Annotated in this window: 21 protein-coding genes; 6 read left to right on the top strand and 15 right to left on the bottom strand. The window is 53.4% G+C overall.

All coding sequences use genetic code 11. The annotated features are described in order from the left end of the window. Position 1 precedes the first annotated feature (1 nt). The 3 genes from V6575_RS01945 to V6575_RS01955 form a co-directional block, all read right to left on the bottom strand. Positions 2-1,552, bottom strand: coding sequence for a sugar ABC transporter ATP-binding protein (locus V6575_RS01945; RefSeq protein WP_340272319.1), 1,551 nt, complete (start codon positions 1,550-1,552; stop codon positions 2-4). Between the two features lie 92 nt (positions 1,553-1,644). Further along, positions 1,645-2,637, bottom strand: a complete 993-nt coding sequence (gene rhaS / locus V6575_RS01950; protein WP_340272320.1) for a rhamnose ABC transporter substrate-binding protein — start codon at positions 2,635-2,637, stop codon at positions 1,645-1,647. A 55-nt stretch (positions 2,638-2,692) separates the two neighbouring features. Then, a complete protein-coding gene (locus tag V6575_RS01955) occupies positions 2,693-3,499 on the bottom strand; it encodes a DeoR/GlpR family DNA-binding transcription regulator (RefSeq protein WP_340272322.1) in 807 nt (268 codons plus the stop codon). A 185-nt stretch (positions 3,500-3,684) separates the two neighbouring features. On the opposite strand from V6575_RS01955, the gene V6575_RS01960 reads away from it, so the two are divergent. From V6575_RS01960 to V6575_RS01980, 5 genes are all read left to right on the top strand, one after another. Beyond that, positions 3,685-5,787 (top strand): bifunctional rhamnulose-1-phosphate aldolase/short-chain dehydrogenase, encoded by a 2,103-nt coding sequence (locus tag V6575_RS01960; RefSeq protein WP_340272323.1) that lies wholly within the window; start codon positions 3,685-3,687, stop codon positions 5,785-5,787. 11 nt (positions 5,788-5,798) lie between these two features. Then, entirely contained in the window at positions 5,799-7,085 is a 1,287-nt protein-coding gene (gene rhaI, locus V6575_RS01965; RefSeq protein ID WP_340272324.1) for an L-rhamnose catabolism isomerase, read from the top strand. Between the two features lie 200 nt (positions 7,086-7,285). Continuing rightward, the gene (locus V6575_RS01970) at positions 7,286-9,085 is read left to right on the top strand and encodes an ABC transporter ATP-binding protein (protein WP_340272325.1); all 1,800 of its coding nucleotides are present in this window, start codon (positions 7,286-7,288) and stop codon (positions 9,083-9,085) included. Positions 9,086-9,108: 23 nt separating this feature from the next. Then, positions 9,109-9,531, top strand: a complete 423-nt coding sequence (locus V6575_RS01975; RefSeq protein ID WP_340272326.1) for a hypothetical protein — start codon at positions 9,109-9,111, stop codon at positions 9,529-9,531. After that, positions 9,528-10,814, top strand: coding sequence for a relaxase/mobilization nuclease domain-containing protein (locus tag V6575_RS01980; protein ID WP_340272328.1), 1,287 nt, complete (start codon positions 9,528-9,530; stop codon positions 10,812-10,814). The genes V6575_RS01975 and V6575_RS01980 overlap by 4 nt, the downstream gene beginning before the upstream one ends. A gap of 49 nt (positions 10,815-10,863) precedes the next feature. Here the strand turns inward: V6575_RS01980 and V6575_RS01985 are convergent, their stop codons facing one another. From V6575_RS01985 to V6575_RS01995, 3 genes are all read right to left on the bottom strand, one after another. Further along, positions 10,864-11,466, bottom strand: coding sequence for a mobile mystery protein B (locus tag V6575_RS01985; protein WP_340272330.1), 603 nt, complete (start codon positions 11,464-11,466; stop codon positions 10,864-10,866). Then, a complete protein-coding gene (locus V6575_RS01990) occupies positions 11,463-11,939 on the bottom strand; it encodes a mobile mystery protein A (RefSeq protein ID WP_340272332.1) in 477 nt (158 codons plus the stop codon). Before V6575_RS01990 ends, V6575_RS01985 begins: the two co-directional genes overlap by 4 nt. A gap of 285 nt (positions 11,940-12,224) precedes the next feature. Then, a complete protein-coding gene (locus V6575_RS01995; protein WP_340272333.1) occupies positions 12,225-12,392 on the bottom strand; it encodes a hypothetical protein in 168 nt (55 codons plus the stop codon). A gap of 243 nt (positions 12,393-12,635) precedes the next feature. Between V6575_RS01995 and V6575_RS02000 the strand changes: the two genes are divergently transcribed. Further along, positions 12,636-12,818, top strand: coding sequence for a hypothetical protein (locus tag V6575_RS02000; RefSeq protein WP_340272334.1), 183 nt, complete (start codon positions 12,636-12,638; stop codon positions 12,816-12,818). 37 nt (positions 12,819-12,855) lie between these two features. Here the strand turns inward: V6575_RS02000 and V6575_RS02005 are convergent, their stop codons facing one another. The 9 genes from V6575_RS02005 to V6575_RS02045 all read right to left on the bottom strand — a co-directional run bounded on the left by V6575_RS02005 (position 12,856) and on the right by V6575_RS02045 (position 25,518). Beyond that, positions 12,856-13,755 carry an ArdC family protein gene (locus V6575_RS02005; protein ID WP_340272335.1) on the bottom strand — a complete coding sequence of 300 codons (900 nt, stop codon included), beginning with the start codon at positions 13,753-13,755 and terminating at the stop codon, positions 12,856-12,858. Between the two features lie 367 nt (positions 13,756-14,122). Then, positions 14,123-16,942 carry a TrlF family AAA-like ATPase gene (locus V6575_RS02010; RefSeq protein ID WP_340272336.1) on the bottom strand — a complete coding sequence of 940 codons (2,820 nt, stop codon included), beginning with the start codon at positions 16,940-16,942 and terminating at the stop codon, positions 14,123-14,125. Further along, positions 16,939-18,144 (bottom strand): GIY-YIG nuclease family protein, encoded by a 1,206-nt coding sequence (locus tag V6575_RS02015; protein WP_340272337.1) that lies wholly within the window; start codon positions 18,142-18,144, stop codon positions 16,939-16,941. Before V6575_RS02015 ends, V6575_RS02010 begins: the two co-directional genes overlap by 4 nt. After that, the gene (locus tag V6575_RS02020) at positions 18,137-20,182 is read right to left on the bottom strand and encodes a DEAD/DEAH box helicase (protein ID WP_340272338.1); all 2,046 of its coding nucleotides are present in this window, start codon (positions 20,180-20,182) and stop codon (positions 18,137-18,139) included. Before V6575_RS02020 ends, V6575_RS02015 begins: the two co-directional genes overlap by 8 nt. Continuing rightward, positions 20,179-21,240, bottom strand: coding sequence for a PDDEXK family nuclease (locus V6575_RS02025; protein ID WP_340272339.1), 1,062 nt, complete (start codon positions 21,238-21,240; stop codon positions 20,179-20,181). The genes V6575_RS02020 and V6575_RS02025 overlap by 4 nt, the downstream gene beginning before the upstream one ends. A 10-nt stretch (positions 21,241-21,250) precedes the next feature. Beyond that, entirely contained in the window at positions 21,251-21,670 is a 420-nt protein-coding gene (locus V6575_RS02030; RefSeq protein WP_340272340.1) for a hypothetical protein, read from the bottom strand. After that, positions 21,667-22,536 (bottom strand): hypothetical protein, encoded by an 870-nt coding sequence (locus tag V6575_RS02035; protein ID WP_340272342.1) that lies wholly within the window; start codon positions 22,534-22,536, stop codon positions 21,667-21,669. The genes V6575_RS02030 and V6575_RS02035 overlap by 4 nt, the downstream gene beginning before the upstream one ends. After that, a complete protein-coding gene (locus V6575_RS02040; protein ID WP_340272343.1) occupies positions 22,533-25,310 on the bottom strand; it encodes a class I SAM-dependent DNA methyltransferase in 2,778 nt (925 codons plus the stop codon). Before V6575_RS02040 ends, V6575_RS02035 begins: the two co-directional genes overlap by 4 nt. Then, positions 25,297-25,518: a hypothetical protein gene (locus V6575_RS02045; RefSeq protein WP_340272344.1), complete on the bottom strand. Its 222-nt coding sequence runs from the start codon at positions 25,516-25,518 to the stop codon at positions 25,297-25,299. Before V6575_RS02045 ends, V6575_RS02040 begins: the two co-directional genes overlap by 14 nt. Between the last annotated feature and the right edge of the window lie 14 nt (positions 25,519-25,532).

The raw sequence follows: 25,532 nt of genomic DNA on the forward strand, positions 1-25,532 counted from the left end.
CTCATGGACGTGCCTCCTCTATGCCGGCCGCTGCACGCACAAGATTTTCCGGCGTCAGGTCTTCGCCCTCGAACTCAGACACGACCCGCCCCTCACGCATCACAATGACCCGATCGGACATGCCCAGCACCTCAGGAATTTCCGAGGAAACCATCACGACGGCAAGGCCTTGAGCAGCAAGCTCAGCCATGAACTCATGCACGGCGGCCTTTGAGCCGATATCGATGCCCTTGGTCGGCTCATCCAGAATAATCACTCGTGGCTTGGTCGCCAGCCACTTGGCGATCACCACCTTCTGCTGGTTGCCTCCAGACAGCTCGCCAATATCCTGATCAAGCGCTGCGGCCCGCAAGTCCAGCCGCTGGGTGTATTCGCGCGCCAGAGCAAATTCCTCGGCAAGCCTCAGGAACCCATTACGCGATGTTTTCGACAGGGACGGCAGCGTCACATTTTGAAAGATCGGCAATCCCTTGACCGCCCCCTGTGTGCCGCGATCTTCGGGCACATAGACAATACCATGACTGATCGCCTCATTCGGTGTTCGGATCACGGCCACGATCTCGTCAATCCGAATTGCGCCCTTTGAAGGTTTGGTAATACCAAAGAGAGCCTGCATGAATTCACTGCGTCCGGCTCCCACAAGCCCGTAGAACCCGAGAATTTCGCCTTGTCGCAGCGAAAACCCAATGTCTTCGAATTCGGTGGGATGCGCATAGCCAACAACCCGCAACACCTCCGGACCCAATTTTGGTTCGCGTTTTGGAAACACCTGATCGACGGATCTCCCCACCATAAGCTGGATCAGATCGGCTTCCTGGACGCTGTCCATTTTGCCGGATCCGACTTTTTGGCCATCTCGAAACACCGTGTAGCGATCAGCAATCCTGAAAATCTCATCGAATTTGTGGCTAATGAAGAGGATCGCCTTGCCTTCAGCTTTCAGGCGATCAACCAGCGCATAGGTCTCTTCAATTTCCTTGTGGGACAGCGATGCGGTCGGCTCATCCATGATGACGATTTTAGCGTCAATCGACAGCGCCCGCGCAATCGCGACCAGATGCTTGTTGGCAATGCCCAGATCCTTCAACGTCGCATCGGGATCAAGTCGCGCGCCAATCCGATCTAACAGATCCTTCGCCATGGCCCGCATTTTAGGCAAGTCAAGGAGCCCGAACCTGCCTTTGGGAGCATGTCCAATGAAGATGTTTTCAGCCACCGACAGTTCATCAAACAGCACAGTTTCCTGATGAATGGCCGTGACACCGGCATGTGCCGCATCCTGCGCCGTTGCAAAGACTTGGGCTTTGCCATCAACCGTAATGGTCCCGCCGTCCGGCTGATAGATCCCGGTCAGGATCTTCACGATGGTGGATTTTCCAGCACCATTCTCGCCGACCAGTGCGGTCACTTCACCGGGGTAAAGCTCCAGCTCCACATCCGACAAGGCTTTGACACCCGGAAAGAACTTGGAGATTCCGGACAGAGACAAAACAGGCGTTCCAACACCGGCTGCTGGATGCACGTACTCATTGCCTTGTGAACTGGCTAACATGCCTTTTCCCCGACGGTCATGGATGCGAATGGAAATCAGAGTGAAAAGACCCGGCGCTAAACAGCGCCGAGTCAGATGACAAGCCTCAGGACTTAAAAGATATCCTTGAAGTCATCGACGTTGGAGCTGTCATAGACAAACGGATCAGCCATTGCGCCTTCGTTGTTGTCATTCAACGTCAGAACGCCCATGCGGCCCATCGGGATTTCGGCGCCTGGCTTGGCTTCGGCTTTGTCTGTAGCCAGATTGTAAGCAAGCATGGTTGCCGAGTAGCCAAGATCAATCGGATTCCAGATCGCAAAGGACTTGGAGGCACCAGATGCGACATGACCAGCCATTTCAGACGGCAAGCCCAGACCGGTCACATTGACCACACCTGCTTTGCCCGCATCGCTGACTGCTTGCGCCGCAGCAACAATGCCAACCGATGTTGGGGCGATAATAGCTTTCAGATCCGGATAGGTCTGCATGAGGCCTTGGGCTTCACGGTAAGACTTGTCGGCAAGGTCATCACCATAGACAGTCGCCACAACATTGATGCCGGGATAATTGCCCTTCACCTTGTTCATTTCCTCGATCCAGATGTTCTGGTTCGTGGCCGTGGCTGTGGCTGACAGAACGGCCACGTCCCCACCATCCGGCAAATGATCAGCGGCCAGTTTGATGATCATGTTGCCGATCAGTGGATTAGACGATGGGTTCAGGTGCAACTGACGTCCTTCAGGCGCAACGCCTGAATCCCACGACACAACCGTGATGCCGCGCTGCATGGCTTTCTTCAAAGCTGGCACGAGCGCATCCTGATCATTTGCCGAGATTGCAATTGCATCAACCTTTTGCGCGATCAGTGCGTTAATGACCTCAATCTGGCCCTCAGCTGTTGTGTCTGTTGGGCCGGTGTAAATGATCTCTACGTCGCCAAGTTCTTTTGCTGCTTCTTCAGCGCCCTTTGCAGCCGCTTCAAAGAAGCCAATGCCCAAGGCCTTTACGACAAGGGCAATACGCTTGGTTTCCGCGTGCGCCGGACTGGCTATACATACGGCGGCAACAGCCGTCGCCATCAAGGCGTTTTTCAAGAATTTCATAATAAGTTCCTCCCTGGTGATCTGCCGGAAGCCTCCACTTCCAGCAAAATATCGGCTAGCCTTCCGAGGCCGCCTTTCCTTGCGCAGCGCGCGTGTGCGCCACAATAAGTTTGACATCAGCCTGCTCAAGCATGTGCGCCACATCGTCGCCAATTCCCTCATCGGTGATGACAGTGGAAATCCGGTCCAACGGACACAGGATCAGACTGGAACGGCTTTTGAATTTCGAAGAATCCGCCAGAACCACCAGCTCATCGGCCTGGCCGATCAACTTTTGCTCAGCCTGGATCAGCAAAGGATCGCCTTCCATCAGCCCCAATGGACCCAGGCCCTTCGCACTCATAAACATGCGCTTTGCATAAAAATTACGGGTCACATCATTGTCGAACGGGCTCAAAATGATGTTTTGCTCGCGGTAAATCACACCACCCGACAGCATGATCGTGTTCTTAGAATGCTTGAGCAGATGCTCCGCAATCGGAAAGGAGTTGGTGAAGATCTGCATTCGCTTGCTGGCGAGAGGATGCACCATCTGAAAGGTCGTTGTTCCCCCATTGATGATAATCGCATCACCATCCTCGCAAAGCTCGACTGCAGCACGGGCAATCGCACGCTTTTGCGCGCTGTGCATCGCCTCATTGACGCTGAACGGCCGTCCGGCCAAGCCGACAAACTGAGGCGGAGTGATAGATTCAGCACCGCCACGAACACGGCGTAATTTCTTGGCGACATGCAAAGTCGCAATATCCCTGCGGATGGTTGCCTCCGAGGAATCCGTCAAGTCCACAAGCTCCGAAACGGTCACAACCGGACGCTCCTGAACTGCCGACAATATAATCCTCTGGCGTTCCTTTTCGTGCATTTCCATCCTCCTGAGCCTCGAATGGTTCCACCACATGCGCTCACTGTCAATCATAAATAATCATAAATGACTTATATGCAGCGCAATATGATTGATTCTGATCGATAATGATTGACAATGTAGGCCATCCCGGCGAGGTTTCATTCATACAACCAAGTGCTGATTGGCATATCTGGGAGGATGAAATGCTGAATACCGCCGCCGGATCCCGGCTTGAAAATCTTTGGGACGATCAAAAAACCGCTGCCATGAGCCAGTCCGAGCTCCTGCTGTATCGCTCCAACCTTCTGGGGTCCGACAAGCGCATCACCAATTACGGCGGTGGCAACACCTCAGCCAAGGTCATTGAAAAAGACCCACTCACCGGAAAAGACGCAGAGGTTCTCTGGGTCAAGGGATCAGGCGGTGACGTCGGCACCATCAAGATGGATGGATTCGCGACACTTTATATGGACAAACTGCGTGCGCTGAAGGGCATTTATCGCGGTGTGGAATTCGAAGATGAGATGGTCGGCTATTTGCCCCATTGCACCTTCAATCTCAATGCTCGCGCGGCCTCCATCGACACGCCCCTTCACGCCTATGTGCCCAAAGCCCATGTCGACCACATGCATCCGGATGCAATCATTGCAATCGCAGCAGCAAAAAACAGCAAAGAGCTGACGCAAGAAATCTTTGGCGCAGATATCGGTTGGCTTCCCTGGAAGCGCCCAGGCTACGAACTCGGTCTCTGGTTGGAAAAGTTCTGCCTCGAAAACCCGCAGGCACGCGGTGTTGTTCTGGAAAGCCATGGCCTGTTCACTTGGGCCGACGATGCGAAAATCTGCTACGAGACGACGATTGAAATTATCGACAAGGCAATGTCCTGGTTCGAGAAAAAGCTCAATGGCGTAGCTACCTTTGGCGGCGTGAAGCACCAAAGCTTGTCTCCATCAGATCGACGCGAAGTAGCTGCAGGACTGATGCCTGCCATCAGAGGCATGGTCAGCGGCAAACAACATATGGTTGGCCATTTTGAAGACAGCAACACTGTTTTGGAATTCGTGAATTCCAATGACATGAAAGCCCTAGCTGCGCTTGGAACAAGTTGCCCGGACCATTTCCTGCGCACCAAGATTTGCCCTCTGGTTGTCAATTTTAATCCTGCCAAACCGGACATCGACGCCACCCTGGCGGGTCTGGATGCGGCTGTTGCGACTTATCGCGATGACTATGCCTCCTATTACCATCGGTGTAAAAAATCGGACAGCCCGGCACTGCGCGATCCAAATGCAGTGGTGTACCTCATTCCCGGTGTTGGCATGATCACCTTCGCCAAGGACAAGGCAACAGCGCGGATCTCTGGTGAATTCTACACCAACGCAATCAACGTGATGCGCGGCGCTTCTGGCGTTTCCACCTATTGCGGACTGCCGGAACAGGAAGCCTTCGACATCGAATATTGGCTCCTCGAAGAAGCCAAATTACAGCGCATGCCAAAACCCAAGAGCCTGGCAGGCAAAGTCGCTCTAGTTACAGGCGGCGCTGGCGGCATCGGATCTGCAACAGCAGAGCGGTTCCTTCGCGAAGGGGCCTGTGTGGTCATCGCAGATATCGACGAGGCCGCACTCGCTGCAACGTCGGACAACTTGTCAGCGAAATACTCAAAGGATGTCATCCGCCCGGTCACCATGAATGTCACAAGCGAAGATGCTGTTGCGCAGTCTTTTGCACAGGCAGCAATCGAATTCGGCGGAATAGACATTTTAGTCTCCAATGCAGGCATCGCCTCATCCGCCGCCATTGAAGACACGACACTTGAGCTTTGGAACAAGAACATGGCGATCTTGTCGACGGGCTACTTCCTCGTTTCACGTTCCGTGTTTCGGGTCATGAAAGCCCAAGGCATTGGCGGCTCGATCATTTTCATCGGCTCCAAAAACGGCCTTGCGGCGTCTCCAGGGGCGAGCGCCTATTGCACCGCAAAAGCTTCGGAAATCCACCTCGCCCGCTGCCTTGCGTTGGAAGGCGCGCCGGATGGCATACGCGTCAATGTCGTCAATCCGGATGCCGTGTTGCGCGGCTCTAAGATCTGGTCCGGCGACTGGCTACAAGAACGCGCAGACGCATACGGCAAAGACACCTCGGAGCTGGAAGAGCATTACCGTCAGAGATCACTACTAAAGCGCTCGGTTCTGCCAGAGGACATTGCAGAGGCAAGCTATTTCTTTGCATCGGAAGCTTCGTCAAAGTCCACCGGTAACATCATCAACGTTGATGCCGGAAACGTTCAGGCCTTCACGCGCTAAAGGGATCAAACATGACGATGATAGACACCTCCCTGCTCGCACAGGAAAACACACGAAGCCTCAACGCGCTGAAGACTGATTATGACAGTCTGGGTGAACGGCTCGACCGGCAAGGCATTGCCATCGACGAGATCAAACAGAAAGTCTCCGCCTATGGCGTGGCTATCCCGTCATGGGGTGTCGGCACTGGGGGCACACGCTTTGCTCGGTTTCCAGGACCAGGTGAACCACGCGGCATCTTCGACAAGCTCGAAGATTGCGCGGTCATTCAAGAGCTGACACGTGCCACCCCATCCGTTTCACTGCACATCCCATGGGATAAGGCTGTTCCGGCAGATCTGAACGCGAAGGCAAGAAAACTGGGTCTTGGCTTTGATGCTATGAACTCAAACACCTTTCAGGATCAGCCGGGTCAGTCGCATTCTTACAAATTTGGTTCCCTGTCCCACACAGATACTGCAACGCGCCAGCAAGCGATCGAGCATAATCTGGAATGCATCGAACTTGGTCAGGCCATAGGCTCCAACGCACTGACGGTCTGGGTTGGCGATGGCTCAAACTTTCCGGGCCAGAGCAATTTCACCCGCCAGTTCGAGCGCTATCTGGATTCTGCCAAATCGATTTACGCAAAATTGCCCGACGATTGGCGACTCTTCACCGAACACAAGATCTTCGAGCCTGCGTTTTATTCCACGGTGGTTCAGGACTGGGGCACCAACTATCTAATTGCAAAAGAACTGGGCGACAAAGCCTATTGCCTCGTTGATCTGGGGCATCACGCCCCCAATGTTAACATCGAAATGATCGTCGCCCGCCTTGTCCAATTCGGCAAGCTGGGGGGCTTTCATTTCAACGATAGCAAATATGGCGATGATGATCTTGATACGGGCTCAATCGATCCCTATCGCCTGTTCCTTGTCTTCAACGAACTGGTGGATGCAGAGCTTCGCGGTGCACCGGGGTTCAACCCCGCGCACATGCTGGATCAGTCCCACAACGTCACAGACCCCATCGAAAGCCTTATGGTCAGTGCCATGGAAGTCCAACGTGCTTACGCTCAAGCCCTCTTGGTCGACAGAAAAGCGCTTGGCGACTTTCAAAACAACAACGATGCACTGTCTGCAACAACCACTTTGAAGGCAGCCTTCAGAACGGATGTCGAGCCGATACTGGCAATGGCCCGTCATGAGAATGGCGGAGCGATTGATCCCGTGTCAGTCTATCGCGCCTCATCGTATCGTCAGAAAGTCGCCGAGCTACGCCCTGCAGTCCTCAATGGAGGAAGCGGGATCGTCTGATCTCATACCGAAGCAAAGTTTGACCTCAGCAGAGCGGTCTCGGGCTCCGTTTGCCGATGTCAAACAGCTTTAAAATGTGCGCAAATGAAATCAACGCGCTTGCCTCTAAGAAAAAACCAATAGCGTCAGCAAAAATCCGCTAGAAACTCACTTCGGTGTTTCATTTAATTTCTCCCGATAGTGACCGGATCTGACTTTTCATGCTGTCTCGCTTCGCTGCTTATTACACGCCTTACAAGGGGCTTTTCCTGCTGGATTTCGGCTGCGCCATTCTCGCTGGCGTTTTGGAACTTGCCTTTCCCATGGCCGTCAAACTGTTCATCGATGACTTGCTGCCAAGCAACAGCTGGAATCTGATTGTTCTTGCAGCCTCCGGCTTACTGGTCATGTACCTGCTCAACACGGCGCTCACAGCAGTAGTCGTTTACTGGGGGCATATGCTCGGGATCAACATCGAAACCGACATGCGCCGGAAAGCTTTCCAACACCTCCAGAAGCTGTCATTTCACTTCTTCGACAATCAGAAAACCGGTCATCTCATCGCACGCCTGACCAAGGACCTGGAAGAAATTGGAGAAGTCGCGCACCACGGGCCTGAGGACTTATTCATTGCCGTGATGACTTTCGTCGGCGCGTTTATTCTGATGCTTTACGTCAACGTACACTTGGCGCTGATAACCGCCTTCATCGTGCCTGCCGTCGCCTGGGTGACAAGCCGATATGGCGGTCGCATGACCAAAAACTGGCGCGCGCTTTACAACCGCGTTGGTGACTTTAACGTCCGCGTTGAAGAAAATGTCGGCGGCATGCGCCTTGTTCAGGCCTTCGCCAATGAAGCCCATGAACGAGATCTGTTCGCCAAAGACAATGACAACTACAGGCGGACCAAACTTGAAGCCTACAAAATCATGGCTGCCTCGACATCGCTAAGCTACATGAGCATGCGGCTCGTGCAGCTCGTCGTCATGCTGGTCGGCAGCTATTTTGTTATCAACCAAACACTCAGCTATGGCGGTTTTATCGGCTTTCTGTTGTTGGTCACGGTTTTCTTCCGGCCGATTGAGAAAATCAATGCGGTGATTGAAACTTACCCGAAAGGCATTGCGGGATTTCGCCGGTATCTGGAATTAATCGAAACCCAGCCAGATATCATTGACACGCCCGATGCAAAGCCCGTTACAAACCTGCGCGGAGACCTGCGTTATTCGGGCGTAGGTTTCGGATATTCTCCTAACAAGCCCATTTTGGAGAACATCAACCTCAATATCCTGGCTGGCGAAACGATCGCCTTTGTCGGACCATCAGGCGCTGGAAAGACAACCCTGTGCTCACTCTTGCCTAGGTTCTATGATGTCACTCAAGGGCATATTTCGATCGATGGCATCAACATTCGCGACATGACGCTGTCCTCCCTGCGCCGCCAGGTCGGGATTGTCCAACAGGACGTCTTCCTCTTTGGCGGATCCTTCAGAGACAACATCGCTTACGGAAAGGTCGGAGCCAGCGATGAGGAGGTTCTCAAGGCCGTTCACCGGGCTCGGCTAGACGAAGTCGTTGCTGGATTGCCAAATGGCATTGATACGATGATTGGCGAAAGAGGCGTGAAACTGTCAGGTGGCCAAAAGCAACGACTGGCAATCGCCCGTATTTTCTTGAAAGACCCGCCAATTCTCATTCTGGACGAGGCAACCTCTGCACTTGATACCCATACCGAACGAGAAATCCAGGTTTCCCTTGAGGCCTTGTCACAACATCGCACGACACTCATCATCGCACACCGTCTTGCAACCGTTCAGAAAGCTGACAAGATCGTGGTCATTGACAAGAAAGGAATAGCAGAACAGGGAACCCACAGTGACCTGCTGTCACACGGCTCTCTTTACAGGCGCATGCATGAGATCCAGTTCATAGACCAGCCACAAGGTGCTGCTGGAGAGAGAGAACTTGAACTCTCTCTTCGAAGTCCTGGAAGAATGGGAAGTCCATCTCGCAGACTGTGATCTTGACGATCTGGGGTGCGGCGATGACGAACCAGCACCTTGATTTCAATCAACATTCCGGCGGCTCTCGGACATCTTCGACCAAGACGCCAACGCCGTTCTCGCTGCGCTTAACCTTCGAGGAACGTGCCAAGCTTGCTGATGCTGCCAATGGGATTCCGTTGGGCACCTATATTAAGGCGGTACTGTTTCAGGAGGATTTGAAAAAGGTCCGGCGGCGCGGCACACACCCGGTTGCCGACCATCGGGAATTGGCACGGGTCTTATCCGCGCTTGGTTCTTCCCGGCTAAGCAACAACGTCAACCAACTTGCAAAGGCGGTGCATACCGGCTCCTTGCCGGTGAACTCGGATACCGAAGGCGACCTACGCTCGGCCTGCGCGGATATCGCGGCGATGCGCTCAATGCTGATCGTTGCCCTTGGGCTGGAAAGCGAGGGGCCATGATCCTCAAAGCCAGCGAAAGAGCGAATGCCGCCAATCTGGCGCGACATCTGATGAACGCGAGGGATAACGAGCATGTGGAACTGCACGAGCTGAGTGGGTTTGCCGCCGATACGCTGCACGGCGCTTTGCAGGAAGTGCAGGCTATCGCCAAGGGGACGCGGTGTAAGAATTTCCTGTTCTCCGTCTCGCTCAGCCCTCCTGAGACCGAAAATGTGCCCATCGACATATTTGAGGCTGCGGTGAACCGGATCGAAAAGCGGCTGGGGCTGGAAGGCCAGCCCCGCGCCATCGTCTTTCATGAGAAGGAAGGACGGCGGCATGCGCATGCCGTTTGGTCGCGGATCGATGTTCGAGAGCTGAAGGCGATCAACCTGCCGCATTACAAGAACAAGCTGAACGGCATCGCCCGTGACCTTTATATCGAGCATGGCTGGGACATGCCGGAGGGCTTCAAACGGGGGCGGGCTCCCAGCCCGCTCAACTTCACGCTGGCTGAATGGCAGCAGGCCAAACGGCTCGGCCATGATCCGAAGCGGTTGAAAGAGATCATGCAGGAGTGCTGGGCCAAGTCGGATTCTGCCTCCTCCCTGCGCAATGCGCTGTTCGAGCATGGCTATTTTCTGGCGCACGGCGACCGTCGCGGCTTTGTCGTGCTGGATTATCGCGGTGAGGTCTTCTCCCTGTCCCGTTTTGCGGGCGTGAAGAGCAAAGACGTCAGAACCCGCCTTGGCGACGCGCCAGAACTTCTGTCCACCGATGAAACCCGGCAGTGGATCGCCGCGAAAATGACCAAGCAGGTGCAGTCTTATGTGCGGGAGTTGGAAGAGAAATATCGCAAGCAGGGTCTGTCGCTCACCTTCCGGCGCAAGGATATGGTGGACCGGCATCGCGCCCTACGCGCTGAACTCAAACAGAGACACACCGAACGCTGGCAAAACGAAGAATGCAACCGCGCCGCCCGTCTGCCACGCGGGCTGAAAGGCCTGTGGAGTTGGGTCACCGGCAACAGCCGAAAAATCCGCACCCAGAACGAGAAAGAAGCAGCGGAAGCGCAGAAACGCGACCGCCAGGAACGGCAGGCCATCATTGAAAAGCAGCTTTCTGAACGCCGAGCGCTGCAAGCCCTGATCGTCCTGCGCCGCAAGCATGAACAAAAGATGCTCTCGCGGCTCAGCCGGGATGTTATCGACTACCTCGCCATGGGCGAAGAAGCACGCGAACTCGTGCAGAAGCGCCAAGATCAGGACATCAAACGTGACCATGGGCCGAAGTTCGACATGTAGGGAGAAGCAGTTCTTTAACCGGATATAAAAGAGGTCACAGAAGACATCTTTAGGTCTTTGCCTGCCCGCCGCCGACAAAACTGATTATCGGCTCAAAGTCTCCGCCATCTGCCGCCCGAAGTGCTATGATATATTGGCTTCGGCGCTCATTATCCGCCTGAAGATTGAAGCCGGATGCCCAGGCAATGGGTGAGAGATTGAAATAGTCATTCAGATAAATATCGGCAGAGATGCGCGCATGACGCCCGTTGCCATTGGGAAACGGGTGAATCTGCACCATGCGGTGATGGAACCGCGCGGCAGCCTCCAAAGGTTCGTAGGTGCTGTGTTCAGCCCAGTAGCGCGCATCATCGAGAAGATAGCGAAGTTGCACGGAGATGAGCATCGGATCAATGCCTATATTCTTCTCGCGAAGCCGGTAAGTCCCGGCCCATTTCCAGACATCACCGAACAAGCGTTTATGCAGGTTCCGCACAAAGTCATCGGCCAGAATATCGCCGCCACGCCGACGTGAAAGCCAGCGCAGCCCTTGGGTGATATTGGCCTGTTCCAACTCATCCAGTTCTCCGCGCGTGGAAATATGCTTGAACCGCAGACCTTCCATCTCATCGGGGTCAAGAGGCGTTGCACCGTCCGGCTCTTCAAACGTCATGGCCCCTCCCAGAAATCAGAGGGTTGTTCACGCATGAGTTCCTGTGTCAGACGCTCGATTTCGTTTTCCGTTTGCTCCGGTAGCAATGATTGCTTTTCCAGCGCCATGTGGGCGCTTGCGCGGCGGACAATCGCTTCTGCTTTTTGCCGGGCCTGATCCTCAACCACATCTTCGATACATGTCTCTGGCACGATGGCATAAACGAAACGCGCGCCCATTGCCTGCGCCAATTTTTCCATGTGTTGTAGCGTGACGCCGCCGTCAAGTTCCTTGCGTTCAACCTGATAGATGGCGGGCTTTGTCACACCCATACGGCGCGCCAAATCGGGCGCAGACATACCAAGTGCCTTGCGCATGGTGCTTATCCAACCTTCACGCGGATGCTGAAGCATTGGGAGCTGTTGCGCCGCACTGTCGAGTACGCGGATATATTGCCGCCTTGCTGTGTCCTTCACGCCCATCTTGTTATCCATATATGATCTTTTCATCACAATAATATCATATATGGATATCCTAATAATGTCAATTAGAGTATTTATATATGTTCCTACCGTGACGTGGAGGTCATTTATAGATACTCTGAAATGCTTAAATGTGGCAAATTTCAAGAGGTGAGAGAGGCTGAATCCCCTCCGTGGTTGCCTTGACTCAGGCGGCGACTTCAGCAGTCATTCCGCCTCAAACCACGGCGCACGAGCAGCGGTGGTTTTTCTGAAAATTTGGTAATGAAAACAACATAACGAACAAGCCGACATCATCTATTCAAACGCAACCCGTCGAGCTTCTGCGAAGTCGTCGGCGCTCAGTTTCTGATAATCATTTTCCCGAAGTGACTGGGCCAGCATCGACTGGGCTTCCCTGACATCAACCGCAAACGCGACCGGTTCAGGTCGCCTCGCGGACTTGGTCTTGTGCATGTCGGCCATAGCAGCCTCCTTTCCCTCTTTCTTCATAATCTCACATTTGTGCGCCAGATACCAAAGCTCACAGATTGAGCGTCGTCCGTGCAGTCCTATTCTGATCGTTTCTTCAAGGGTGACGACGATTTCTCCTTTTCCTTAATTGCCGTTCAACCGCCGAACCATCCAGGCCTTCCTTGAGCCGAGGATGACGTGAGGGCCGAAAGGCCCTGAACGGTTCGGGGCCTCCGATCAACAGAAGGAAAAGACATGAAACTCGTCACACGATTTGAAGCCGCAGCGCTGCCAACGAAAGAACTGCGCGGCCTCTACCGCCAAGCGTTCAACGCGCAAGCCTTGGCACTGCCAGGAACGCAAAATCATCAAGACGCCCTCGCGTCGATGCACAACATCGAAGCCGAACTGGCACTGCGCCCGCCCTGCGGGCCTTAACTCAGGCGGTCAAGCCATCAGGCTTGACCGCAATTTTTCATTCAGCCGCCTGCGCCACTTTCGCCTGCGGCTGCAAGTCATGCAGAAAGTCCGCCGCCCGCTGGGCATGAGCCGCTGCGCTGAAGATAGCGCGCTTGTTATTCTTCAAAACTTTCAGCCAGCTTTGAATATAGGCTGCGTGGCCTGTGCCGGGTTCCGGTGTCAGTGTCAGATCGGCGCAAAGGAATGCTGCACCCAATTCCGCAACAAGCTCCTCCATCGCATAGCCTTCATCTCCCCAGCGTTTACGACCGAAATCACGTTCCAGCCGTTTGCGATGTTTTGTCCAATGTGTGACCTCGTGCGCCAAGGTCGCATAGTAGGCTTCCGGCGCACGAAACATTTCGAAATGCGGCATTTGCACATGATCGCTTGCACCGCTGTAAAAGGCACGATTGCCGCCATGGCGAATATCCGCACCTGTCGCAGCAAAGAACCCCTCCGCATGGTCCATCCGCTCAACCAGATCAATCACCGGCTCAGGTTGAACATAGTAGAGCTCAGGCAGGCCTTCGATTTGCTCAACATTGAAGACGGTATAGGTTTTCATATAAGGAATTTGGCGCTCTTCCTCGCTGCCGTCCTCGGCCTCTTCGGTCTTGGTGAGCGTGTTGGCATAGACAACCTGATTGCCCTTTTCGCCCTTCGTCACATGGGCACCCAATTCTCTGGCTTGTTTGAAGGTCATCCAGTAAGGGGACAAAAAGCCCGCATCCAGCGCGGCTCCCCAAAGCATCAGCACATTGATGCCGCTATAAGGCAGGCCGTTGTGCCGCATCGGACGTGTAATCCGTCCCTCGGCATGTCCGGCGCTCCATGGCTTCAACCATGTGAGTTCGCCCTTCTCAAGATCGGCAATGATCTTGTCAGTAACTTTTGTGTAAACATCGGTTTTCATTGGCTTTCCCTCTTGGATAGTCGGTTGCGCATGCAACCGGACTAGGCCAGCGCCAATGAGCGGGGGATGCTGTCAGGACCCGGCTGGCCTGAGGGGGATCACCCGCTCTGCACGACCATAGCTAAGCCTTCGAAGAAGGATGGGCGGAAGAGCGGGGATACAGGCCAACCGCGCCCAAAGGGCGTTCAGGTCTTGATGGCAAGGGGGCCGCAGGCCCCTCATAAATGGAAAGATAAAAGTCAGCCCCTTGAGGCTGGCCGCTTCAGCGCAAGGGATGGAAGCCGAACGGCAGAGACGGCCAACGGCAGGCTCGGTTCACGACAGCCCGACCCACAAGGGGTGTGCGAGGCCCTTTTTTGAAGCCACCTTAAAACCCGTATTTTTCACGTCGAAGATTGAAAGCTGCTTCGCCGCCTTCCATAATACGCTTGATGGCTTCTCTGACTTCGGGAATGTCAATAGCACCTTCGCCTGCTATTTTTCCTCCCGACTGGTCTCCCGCCTTGCGGTATTCACACCACGCCACAAGCTCAGCATCTCCATTTACGACAAGGTTCGCATTGTGACTGACAAAGATAATCTGTCTTCGCCTTTTCGCAGACCAGACTTGCTCGACAATCTCCTGCATGACCGGATTATCCAGATCCTCCTCCGGCTGGTCGATGAGGAGAGGCGGACCGGCTTGGTTCAAAAGCGTGCGAAGCAAGGCCGTCGCCTGCTGGCCTGACGACGCATTGGAAAAGGCAATATATTCTCCTTCACGAGAGCGGTATTCAAAATGTGGCTCGCTTTCGATTTCGGTAAGTGACAAAGACAGCCAATCCTCGGGATCGAGTTTGCGCGCCAGCTTCTCGCAGTCCCCTTTTGTGGCCCCGGCACTTTCTAAAAAGGGCGTTTCCGGCATATGATAACTTGACTGGGAATCAGGGCTGAAATTTGCTAGACTCTCAAGGTCTTCGATGGTTCCGACCCATGCTCTATGCGGGTCTTCTGCCTCAGTGAGTGCACTCACGATTTGCTCGATTTTATTCGCCCGGATATTTGAGCCACTGAGCTTTTCCTTAAGTGCAGACTGGAAGTCTTCAGCATTGGAGTATCGGTGCACGATGGCTCTGATTGCAGCTCCAGAACGTTCAGCGAGAGAATTGCATTGCTCCTGAATCAGAACATCTCGTTGCCGACGAAGTTCATGCAACTGTTCCTGCTCAGCCTGATAGGTTTCAGCGGCCTTGTCGTAAGATTTGAGTTCATCGCGAAGGCTTGAAAGTTCCCGTTGCAGCATACCGACGCGGGCTTCGAGCTCCTTCAATTGATCCATTCGATCCTTGTGCGCTGACGACCGCTCTAAGGCGGCATTGTACGCCTCGCGATAGGTGGAAAGCTTCACTTCCCAAACCGACCGTTTACTGCCGTCATCCTCCTCAAGCGCCTGGTCTATCCGTGTAGAAATGGCAGTGAAAGCTGCATCGACTTCTGCGATCAGCGCGTCGTAGTCTGCTAGCAATCCATCCACAAGTGCCTGCTCGGGAAAGCCCTCGGGCAGCCCTAGGGACTCCCTAGCGGCGACGGCGTTCATACCCTGAACAAGAGAAGCAATCCGATCCTTGGTGACTACAAGTCTGGATTTACTCGTCTCGATGGCCTGCTCCGCTTGGTCGAAATGTGGGCCTAGTTCAAGCAAGCGCCTGTCTTCATCTGACAATCCACCAAGCGATAATCGTATCTGGTTGGCCTGTTCCTGATAAGAGCGGTTTTCGAGCGTAAGCCGGTCGATGTCCTTTTCGATGGTCTTCTGACGCTGACGTGTAGAAAAGCTCTTGCGTAACTTTTCCTCCTGTTCGCCCATCTGCCGTTCCAACTTGCCAAGTTCAGATCGGATTGGCGCTGTGATGAAACGTGCCAGTTCATCGAGCCTGACGCTGACATTGCTGAGCTGTTTTTGGCTGTAGGCTTGCACTGGCAATAGCATGCGTATCTCGCTTTCAGTGCATGGACGAAATTCATCACTACCGACCTTGATCTGAACAGCCCCATCCCTGCTCGAACGGCGAACCTGATGCACTACTCCGTTCACCGTAAAAGCCACATCAACTGTCGCCCCGAATGGTTTAAGCGTACCCTCGATCAATCGTAGACGGCGCGCCTGATAGTTAGGCGCGTCCTCGTCGCTCGCAGCCGGGGGTTGGTCACAAAGCGCCCAGCGAAGATATTCTAGAATGGTGGATTTTCCCGTACCACGTCCGCCGATCAAGGCGTTGTATTGCGGGTTGAAGGAAAGCTCCAACGGACCAAGAAATGCGCTATTCTGAACACTGATGGATGTAATAACGACCGAGGGCAAACTTGGCTCAGTGTCAGAAATCCGGGACTCCTGTGCTAGACAGGCCTGACGAAGCGCCTCCGCAGTGGGGCTTGCCCACTTGATCCAGGAGGAATGTTTGCCAAGATTGGCATGGTCTTCTCGTCGATTATCAGAGGTCTGAATACAGGCAATACGCTTGTTTCCCCAAGCCTTCTCTTTTCCACCAAGAATATTCAGTGTGCCTTGCTTCAGCTTATCTTTCGACCCATCCAGATATCCACCGACGAATGGCATATCTTTGTATTTTGGAGCCATTCCGTTCCGTAGCAACGAAAACTGACCCTCTCCGCTCACGTTCGGGAAAATTATGTACCTATCCCGGAGCCAGTTATGCTCATCGAGCTTTGCCTTGAGCAATTTAAGTGAATCGATATTGTCCAAGCGCTCGGTTTGAGCAGTTTTTTCATCAGAACTTGGAGCTGGGTTGATGGCAAGGGCGGTCAATACAGCATCGAAGCGGTTGTCTTCGAAGTCTGCGTCGAGAAGCAATATTGCTTGACAAGGAACGGCTAATGTCAACTCAATACCAGGAAAGACGGATATTCTCTCGCGTTCAGTGAGCGGGTCGCCGTTGGCGTCGGTCTCTTGCGTCGCTGCGTGTCGAACATAGCGAACAAAGGCCATGTCGTGGTGATCTGTGATGGCTATGGCATCAAGATTTTTCTCACGACAAGCTGCGATCAAATTTGCTGCATATTCAGCACGATCTTCGTCTGATATACGCGGTACACCCGTCCATTGACGATCTCGTGGGCTATGGACCTGAAAATCACAGTGAAAAAAATGAGCCCCTTTGTCATCTTCGGGATAAGAATTAGAAGTCATGCGCCCCCCTGAACAAGTTTGGCTTGCTGCGGATCATAGGTTAAATCCGAAATTGTGCCGTCCTTGATTTTTTGAACCACCTCGTCAACTACGAACAACGGCACCAAAAACCACTCCCTGGGCACTACTGGCCTCCCGAAACGGTCTTTGATCTTTATCTCCAGCTTGGCTGGCTCGAAGATACGGTGGATAAGCTTTTCCAGCTTCACCCGATTAATGTTGTAGAGTTCGTAGGTCGCAACAATCTCAACGTCATCAAGCAGGAACGTGGCGTCTAGCTTGGCGTTGGCTATGCGTTTTTCAACACTTCCGCTGGTCACGCCGATCTTGTGAACAATGTCTCTGTTTTCAGAGACAAGAGGATGGTTCGATTTGCTCCGAAGCACGTAGATCGTTCCACTCGCGGCATCGTCCTCTTCGGCTTCACTCGCGAAAAGCGGCCCGGCTGTCGGCTCTGTGATGCGTCGACCAGCCTCGTCTTTATAAAGCGCACGTTGAAGCGAACGAAGCAGGAGGTTGCTCTCAGTCCCGTTGGAATAAATTACTCGAAGACGCGCGTCCGTCTCTCCGTTGGGAGCCCTGATTTGGTCCCCGATTTCCGCGACATAGGCCGTCTGGCCACCTAGAATGAAGAACTGCCCGGCTTTGATCTCGGCCTTGAGAAAACCCGCATCCTTGACGAATTTACGCGAGATGCGGATACCGCTTTTCAGGTCGGCTTGCACTTGATCAAAAAACGGCCTGAACGTCTCAAAATCTTCACAACGTTCGCGGTTGGCGATCTCTTCGGCAGCCCGCTTCTCTGCGCTTGAGCGGACATGCCTCAATGTCGTGATGTCGGGCGTTTCCGCATCAACGCCCAATTCAGCAAGCAACGCCTCATCGTCCATTTCATCAATATCTGGCTGAGCAGAAACTATTTCATCTCCGAGCAATCCCTGATGATCATGCGGCATCACAAGAGTACGGCATTCTTCCAGCGCCCGGATGCGGTCAAGACGGACAGCGTAAAGCCGCTCGAATATGCCTCGTTCCTCACCATGCTGTGGCGACCGCCCATGTTCCTCCGCGAAGCGCTGAACCTCTTCGAACCCGGCGATGATCCGCTCTTCCCGTGGTGTATGGGCAACTACTTTCTTCGTTTCGACTGAGACCCCGAGTTGGCTAAGCAGGGCATCGTCTTCATCCGTGAAATCAACCATTGCTTGCCTCCACTTTCATACGCGCAAGGAAAGCAACACCTTCGGCCATTCGCTTTTCCCATGCATCGGCAGCTGTGATCGACGGTAGGCGTCCGCGCTCCTGTTTGAACTTGACCGCGCGACGTGCAAGGTCGCGCGCTTCCTCCGGCGTCATTTGTACCTTCTTGGCCGTAATCACGGCTGCAACCTGCTTGAGACTTTCCTCACTCATGGTCTTGGCCAAAATGGCGTAGGCTTCCCCGAACGGGTTGATGCGGTCGATCAGATCGATATCTAGCTCCCGCACATCCATGGCAATCCTGCGCACGCCATCGATCAAGGCCGTGTTGCCGGATTTAGGCGCTTCACCGTCCGGGTTGAGGTTGGCCTTGGCTTGTTGAGTGAGATTGAGCGCCGCAATCGCATGTTGCCGCACAGCTTCCTGGTCGTCCTCGGCCAACTCCGGGTATTTGTCCTTGATGATCTTGCCAAGACGAACCTGGGTCAGTTCCTCCGGCACCAATTCCTCATCGAAGAGGCCACGCTCAATGGAAGTTTTGTCCTGAACAAAGGCCGTGATGACTTCGTTCAAATCTTCCTGGCAAATACGTTGGGCCTCCTGGCTTTTTGGTTCGGCAAGCCCCTTGATTTCAATCTGGAATTCGCCGCTTTCCTCATTGAAACCGACGTTGCACTTCTTCGGATCATAGCCGTCCTCGCCATAATCGAAACCGGGCGTGGCTTCATTTTCAGGCCGTTTCGGCGTGAAGTTGAAACGAGGTGCCAAAACCTGCTCCATAAGCAAGCTGGCTGCGATGGCCTTTAGGGTGTCGTTGATCGCTTCAGTAACCGCTTCCTCGGATGCATCCGGTTCAGCAATCAAATTGGTGAAGCGCGCGCGGGCTTTGTCAGGTGCATCGCGGGTCGCACGACCAATGATCTGTACGATCTCCGTCAGGCTAGAGCGATAGCCGACCGTCAGCGCGTGTTCGCACCATATCCAGTCGAAACCCTCCTTCGCCATGCCGAGCGCAATGATGATATCAACATAGTCGCGATCTGTTTTCATGGCAGGTGAACGTAAGCTGGCCTGAATCGTCGCCTGATGTTCTGGATCAACCAGATCGGCAATTTTCAACACACGTCCCTCGGGCAGCTTCACGAGCTGAAAACCGGTTTCCGGGTCGGCACCCTGCCACTCGCCAAGCGCATCAATGATGTGCTCGACCTCCCTGATCTTATCCTTCGTGCTCTCGCGCGAATTGACAGACGGTATATGTATGATCGTTTTCTCTACCGGATCGAGCACATTTAAAATGTCCTCAGAATAGGCTCCGGCGTAGAAAAAATAGCCAATGTCGAGAGATTTCAGATACTTGTAGCCATTGAGCTGCTGATAGTAGGTGTAGGTGACGGAATCAAACTTGGCCTCGTCTTCCGGTATCAACACTGGCTCTGCATCGCCCCGGAAATAAGAGCCCGTCATGGCCACGAGATGCACCTTGTCGCGAGATATGAAGCTGCCAAGATGAGCGCCCAGCTTGTTGTCCGGGTTTGCAGATACATGATGAAACTCGTCCACGGCAATCAACCGATCATCGAATGCTTCGATGCCGAATTTATCCACGGCAAAGCGAAACGTGGCATGGGTACAGACCAGGACCTTGTCATCGCTATCCAGAAACGCCTTGACCGAATTGACCTTGCCGCCTTCCGCGCCTGGGGCGTTGCATAGGTTCCACTTCGGCTGAACTTCCCAGTCCCAATAAAAACCGTGCGTGGCCAGAGGCTCGTTCGCGAAGCTCGCTCCGATGGATTTTTCCGGCACCACCACGATGGCCTGTTTGCAGCCCTGATTGTTCAGCTTGTCCAGCGCGACAAACATCAACGCGCGGCTCTTGCCCGACGCTGGTGGCGATTTGATCAGCAAATATTGCTCGCCCCGCTTCTCGAAAGCGGCTTCCTGCATAGGCCGCATGCCCAGCTCGTTCGACTTGGTCGAATTTCCATTCTGCGCATAGGTTACAGATACGGATGGAACAGATTTCCTTTCGCTCATTTATTTTCCTCCTCAAATTGGCTGACGCCGAATTCTCGCGTGAGGAAATCCACCGTCTTTTCATCATAAATTTTGCACGCAATATTCTGATTGGCGAAAATACCTGCGAAAGTCTTGGCCTCCTCGCGATCAAAAGTTTTTTTCCAATCCACACCGATCACATAGGCGCGCTTTTCGGGATCGTCTCCGAATTCGGAGAAATAGGGTCGAGGCACGGCATCCGTTAGGTTACGCCCATCTTCGAGTGCGTAGTCACTGGCTGGCTGCATTTCTGATGTGATGATGCCAAACCCAAGATAGCCAGCGTTCTTCTGGTAGAAGAACACCTTGTCTCCCATCGAGAGACGGGCAAGGCCATCCGAGTACCATTTGCCGCCAGATGCGACCACATAACCGTGCTGGCGCAGGTCTTCCCAGGCCACGTCACCTTCAGCCCCTGCCGTCAGATACCAGTAACCGGACCAGGGCGCACGCGTCTTGCGGGTCGCCCGTTCAGTCACTTCTTCCTGCTGAAGAAGTGTGTCCGTGGTCAGGAATTGTGTTCCGCCCTGTTCAAAAATATTAAAGAAAAACACGTTGATGCCAACACCATGCTCTTCGGACAGATATTCGATGATGCGTTTGGTTGTCTCATCCATGCTGGATGCAACGACCATCATTTGGTGGGCCGCATTCAGCGTATCGGGTGGGGATGTTGAGAAACGCTCCCGATAGACTTCCTCCAACGACCGGCCATTTTGCTTGAGGCAGAGCACGTGAATGTCCCGTGTGGTCTGACTGGCAACCCAGGAAGCGTAATCCAGTACCTGTGCAATGATGTCGCGAGGGGTGCGATCACGCTTCAGCTCGATGACAATCAGGTCGCCTTCCTTGTTCATAGCAAGCAGGTCGATGCGCCCTCGGTTCTCAATTGTCACCTGCTGGCCTATAATAATGCCGTTGATGCCAACAAGCCTCGGATTATCTTTCACCCAACCTTCGATCAGGGCCTCGTTTGCAAGCTTGGATCGTGCTGCTTGCCTCAATGCTCCATCTTCAATCTGAAATAATTCGCTCATCGTTTCCCCGCTAAATCCTGTAGTCCGCGATCAAATCCAACGCCCAGGATGGCGGCTGCGGCCAACTCCGAATGCCCTTGGTATCCCACAATTCGTTTGATCCGCGTGCGCCCAGCTTCCCCAACTCGATCAAACCATCCAGGAACTCATCATGCGGATAGACGTAGCAATCATCACAGTGGAAGAAGGCTATATAGATATTCTTCCCGATGTATTTCTTGTCGATGACCAACCGCCCTTTGAGCTGGATCTTGAGGAATGTTTCCCCGTCCAGGTGGCAGGCAATAAAGTCCGCGCCTTGCCAGTCATCAGAAAGCCGCAGGCAGTTGAAACCGTAGTCGGCAAGTCGCGCGGCGACCTTTTGGAAGTTGAAATTCTCCTGTTGGCGGGAGTTGAGTGCTGAATAGGAGACGGGTTCGAACAAGCTCATGCCGCCCCCTTCTTGGTCACTCGTTGTCTAAATCTACGTAGGAACAGACGTGCCGTAATGAGTGAAATTTGAAGCCTGAAGGTAGCATCTTCTTCTTCAGACAAACCCGGATGCCCTCCATGTGGATGCATACGGTTCATCAATCCTTGAACAAACTGCGTCTTTTGAGGGTGCCATTCATTGTATTCATCAAGCAAGAAAGGAGGGGTCAGACCTGCACCCAGGAAGTCACGCCTCGCTTTGCTATCATCCGGCCCATCGTAGCCCAAACCATTGGCAATTTCGTTCAGGTAGTTTTCGTAAAAATTGCGAAGCTCGCCGTTGGCCGAAGACCATTCACCCCTCTGAAAGGCCGACAAAGCCTGTTGCAAATGCCCTCTTGCAACGGGCAAATTTAGGTGACCCAGCAACGTCTCCACTTCGCTAGCGGCTTCTCTGAAGTCCGTTTCGGGAACGTTTTCTGGGAGCATTCGGCGGAGTTCGTGCCGGGTTTCCACAATCGGATCGCCGAATAGTCCCTCTCGGCCAGTGGGCACTTCGACCCGAACAAGTTCAAAACCGTCAAACCGCAACCCCGCGATAAGTTTTATCCACTCGGGTTTTTGCTTGGTATTTGGCGGCGCGTGAATAGCTATCTCGATCAAAGCGCGATCAAGATGAACTTGCCCTGCTTCAGTCAAGACCAAAGGATTCAAACGGATCGCGATTTGAGCCAAATCCCTGACCCGCGCAGCCTTGCTACTCGATGAAATGCCATGTTGATCCAGGTTCCACTGTACCTCCAATACGCCCATGTCGCTGTGAGACTTGAAATCAGCGACTACCTCTGTGGCGGCCACAATAGTCATACTGTTGAAATCACTCATGCCGCCCCCTTGGTCTTCATCATCTTTGTGTAGAGCTCAAAGAGCTTTTCCAGCCGTTCGGTATCATTCTTGAAGCGGCGGCCGATGTAGATGCGCTCAAGGGTTTCGTCGTTGCGATCATGGGCGGCGCGCAGGTCGGTAGGCATCTTTTCGGGGTCATAGAGATCGGCGATGGTGGCGGGGAAATGCGCCTCGCGGGCCAGAAGGATGTCTTCAGCGCAACGGGTCAGATCCACTTTGTTTTTCTCAGTGAGCTTAGGAACGGGAAAAGTGTTCCAGCCAAGAGTGTTTGAGTATCGCAAGTCGGTCTTGAGCTTTCCGCAAACTGTTGCGATCCATACAATATGGAGGCGAGAGGCAATCAGCGCCATGTTCCAAAGCGGCGCATCCAGAAGTACATAGGCTTGATCCGTGGTTAGCGTCCCAGCTGGTTCGGTTCCAACAGTAATGTACTCGCGCCTTTCGGAAAGAATTCTAGGTAGAAGCGTCACGATTTCTCGGCCTGTCTGCGCAATCCATCCGAAGCGATAAGGTGTGTCAGCCAGATCGGCTGTTGCATTGCGCTTTGAGACCATACGAAACCCTCGCACTTTATCGAGTCTCTGCTTTAGTTCCGGGAATCTTCTAGCCTCTTTGACGGTCTCTTCATTAAGCCAAAGACAGAACCGCTGCTGTCCTCTAACAAATTCCGCACCCCCGAGAAGCCGTTTGATCAAGCGGCGCTTTGTGTCATCTGCCAAATTGAGGGCACTCAGCTCACTCATCGAAAAAGATAGATGCCCGCCATCAATAGGCATATTTCCAAACGCCATTTTTGCTTTTTCGCCGATTGGTTTGGAAGCGGCTTCGACATAGATATCTTGAGAGCCTGTTAGGTACGCATTTATATTTGAAACTTTTCGTATTTCTTCAGTGCCATCGGGATTAATTGAGGAAAGATATTTCGGCTGACTCGAAACTCTACGAAGCCCAATAATAGAAACGATCACACCAGCGTTGTGCGCAGCTAGATTAGTCCATTTAAAATTTTGATTTGCAAAGAATATTTCGAGGCCATTTTGGAGCAATACAGGCCAAAGATTTGAGACGGCCTTTCCTTGGCATATCGAATTCGTGCTCACAAACGCAAACCGAGCTTCTACTTTTTCTAAGTAATCCGCTGCTTTTTTGAACCAACCCGCAACATAGTCGAACCCCTTCCAATTTGCATTTGTATTCGAAAAAACAGAACTCAGGTCCGCTTTCTGCTCACCCGACTGCCCTTGGCTGCCCAGATAAGGTGGGTTCCCGCAGATGTAGGTTTCGCCGCCTTCGTTCTCGAAATCGATCTGCGCCTGTTCGAGAGGCGAGTGGAATAGGTCTTCAGCGTGGTGTTTCACACCCATTCCTGTTGGGGGGCAAATGCTCAGCCAGTCGAGTCGAAGGGCGTTATTGCAAGTGATCCAGTTCATAGCATCGAGCGGTAGGAATTCAGCCAGTGCTTCTTTCTGCCCACGATAAGTCACGTCACACTGATACTCGGCGATGATCAACGCCAGCCGCGCGATCTCGGCGGGGAAGTCGCGCATTTCAATCCCGCGATAGTTAGTCAGCGGGATTTCGGTACGTCGATCAGCCTCGTCCCGCCGTTCGTTGATTTCGGCCTCAATCGCACGCATTTCCTTGTAGGCAATGACAAGGAAGTTGCCTGATCCACAGGCCGGATCGAACACTCTAATCTTGGCGATGCGATTGCGCAGGTTAAGCAGCTTACGATGGTTCTCGCCCGCCTCTACCAGCTTCTCGCGCAAATCATCAAGGAAGAGCGGGTTCAGCACCTTAAGGATGTTTGGCACGCTGGTATAATGCATGCCAAGCGCGCCGCGCTCGTCATCATCGGCGACAGCCTGGATCATTGAGCCGAAAATATCCGGGTTGATCTTCGTCCAGTCGAGATTGCCAACATTGATGAGAATGGAACGCGCGATTCTGGTAAAGCGCGGCACATCTGTTGAACCGGAAAACAAGCCGCCATTCACGTAGGGAAAGACATCAGCCCAACGGGGCAGATTGGCGGCCTTGCGATAGCGGCTATCCAGATTGCCGTCGTGTTTCGTCGGCGTATTCATGGCAATAAAAATGGAACCGATGACCTCGTGCGTGTTCGATGCGTCGCGCGCACTCATCTGATCGACGGTATGCGTGAACAATCCGGTCCCGTTGAAAATGCTGGTGTCTTCCGCAAAGAAGCAGAAAATCAACCGCGCCATGAAGTGGTTCATCTCTGGGCGGCGCTCTTCGCTGGCCCAGTCCTCATTATGGCGCAAGAGTTCGACATAGAGCTGGTTCAGCCGCCGTGTCGCACGAATATCGAAAGCATTGTCCCGGATCGGCTGAATAGTGGAAATACCAGCCAAGGCCAGAAAGACGCCAAAGTGATCGGGGAACTTCCCATAGTCACAGACGACTAACTCACCGCTGGCCAGTTCCTCGGCCTGAAATTCTTTGCCATCTGTGGCAAGAATGAATTTCGCCCTGGAACGTGTCGTCGCGGGGCTGGCTTTCAAATCAGCGAGCGTTTCAGCGACCTGACCCTCAGGGGCTATCTTGATATGGATATTGCTGGCTTGGAGAACGCCACCAATGTCAGATTTGTTGGAAGCGCCGGATTTCAGTTTTTTGATTGTGGTGGGCTTGTTGCCAAACGCCTCAAGAAACTGAAATGGGAATTCTTGGGGCTCAAACGGCTGCTCAGCCAGCGCCGATATAGCTTCTTCAATTTCAATTGCGTTCATCGGGTTCCTCCGGCGCGCTGCTCGCAACCGGCGAACTGGTTGTCTTCCTTTGTTGGTCGCGTTCCGATTGTCTTGCCGCGATGTAATCTCGCATGAACTCACGGATGACCTGCGCCGCAGGACGATCCTGCTCGCGGCATGTCGTCAGAAATTCGTCACGCAGCTCTCGCTCGACGCGGATTCGCATCCCGGCATCTTTTTCTTTCATGCGTGGAGTGTAGC

This window comes from Roseibium algae, from assembly GCF_037783265.1.
Taxonomy (GTDB): Bacteria; Pseudomonadota; Alphaproteobacteria; order Rhizobiales; family Stappiaceae; genus Roseibium; species Roseibium algae.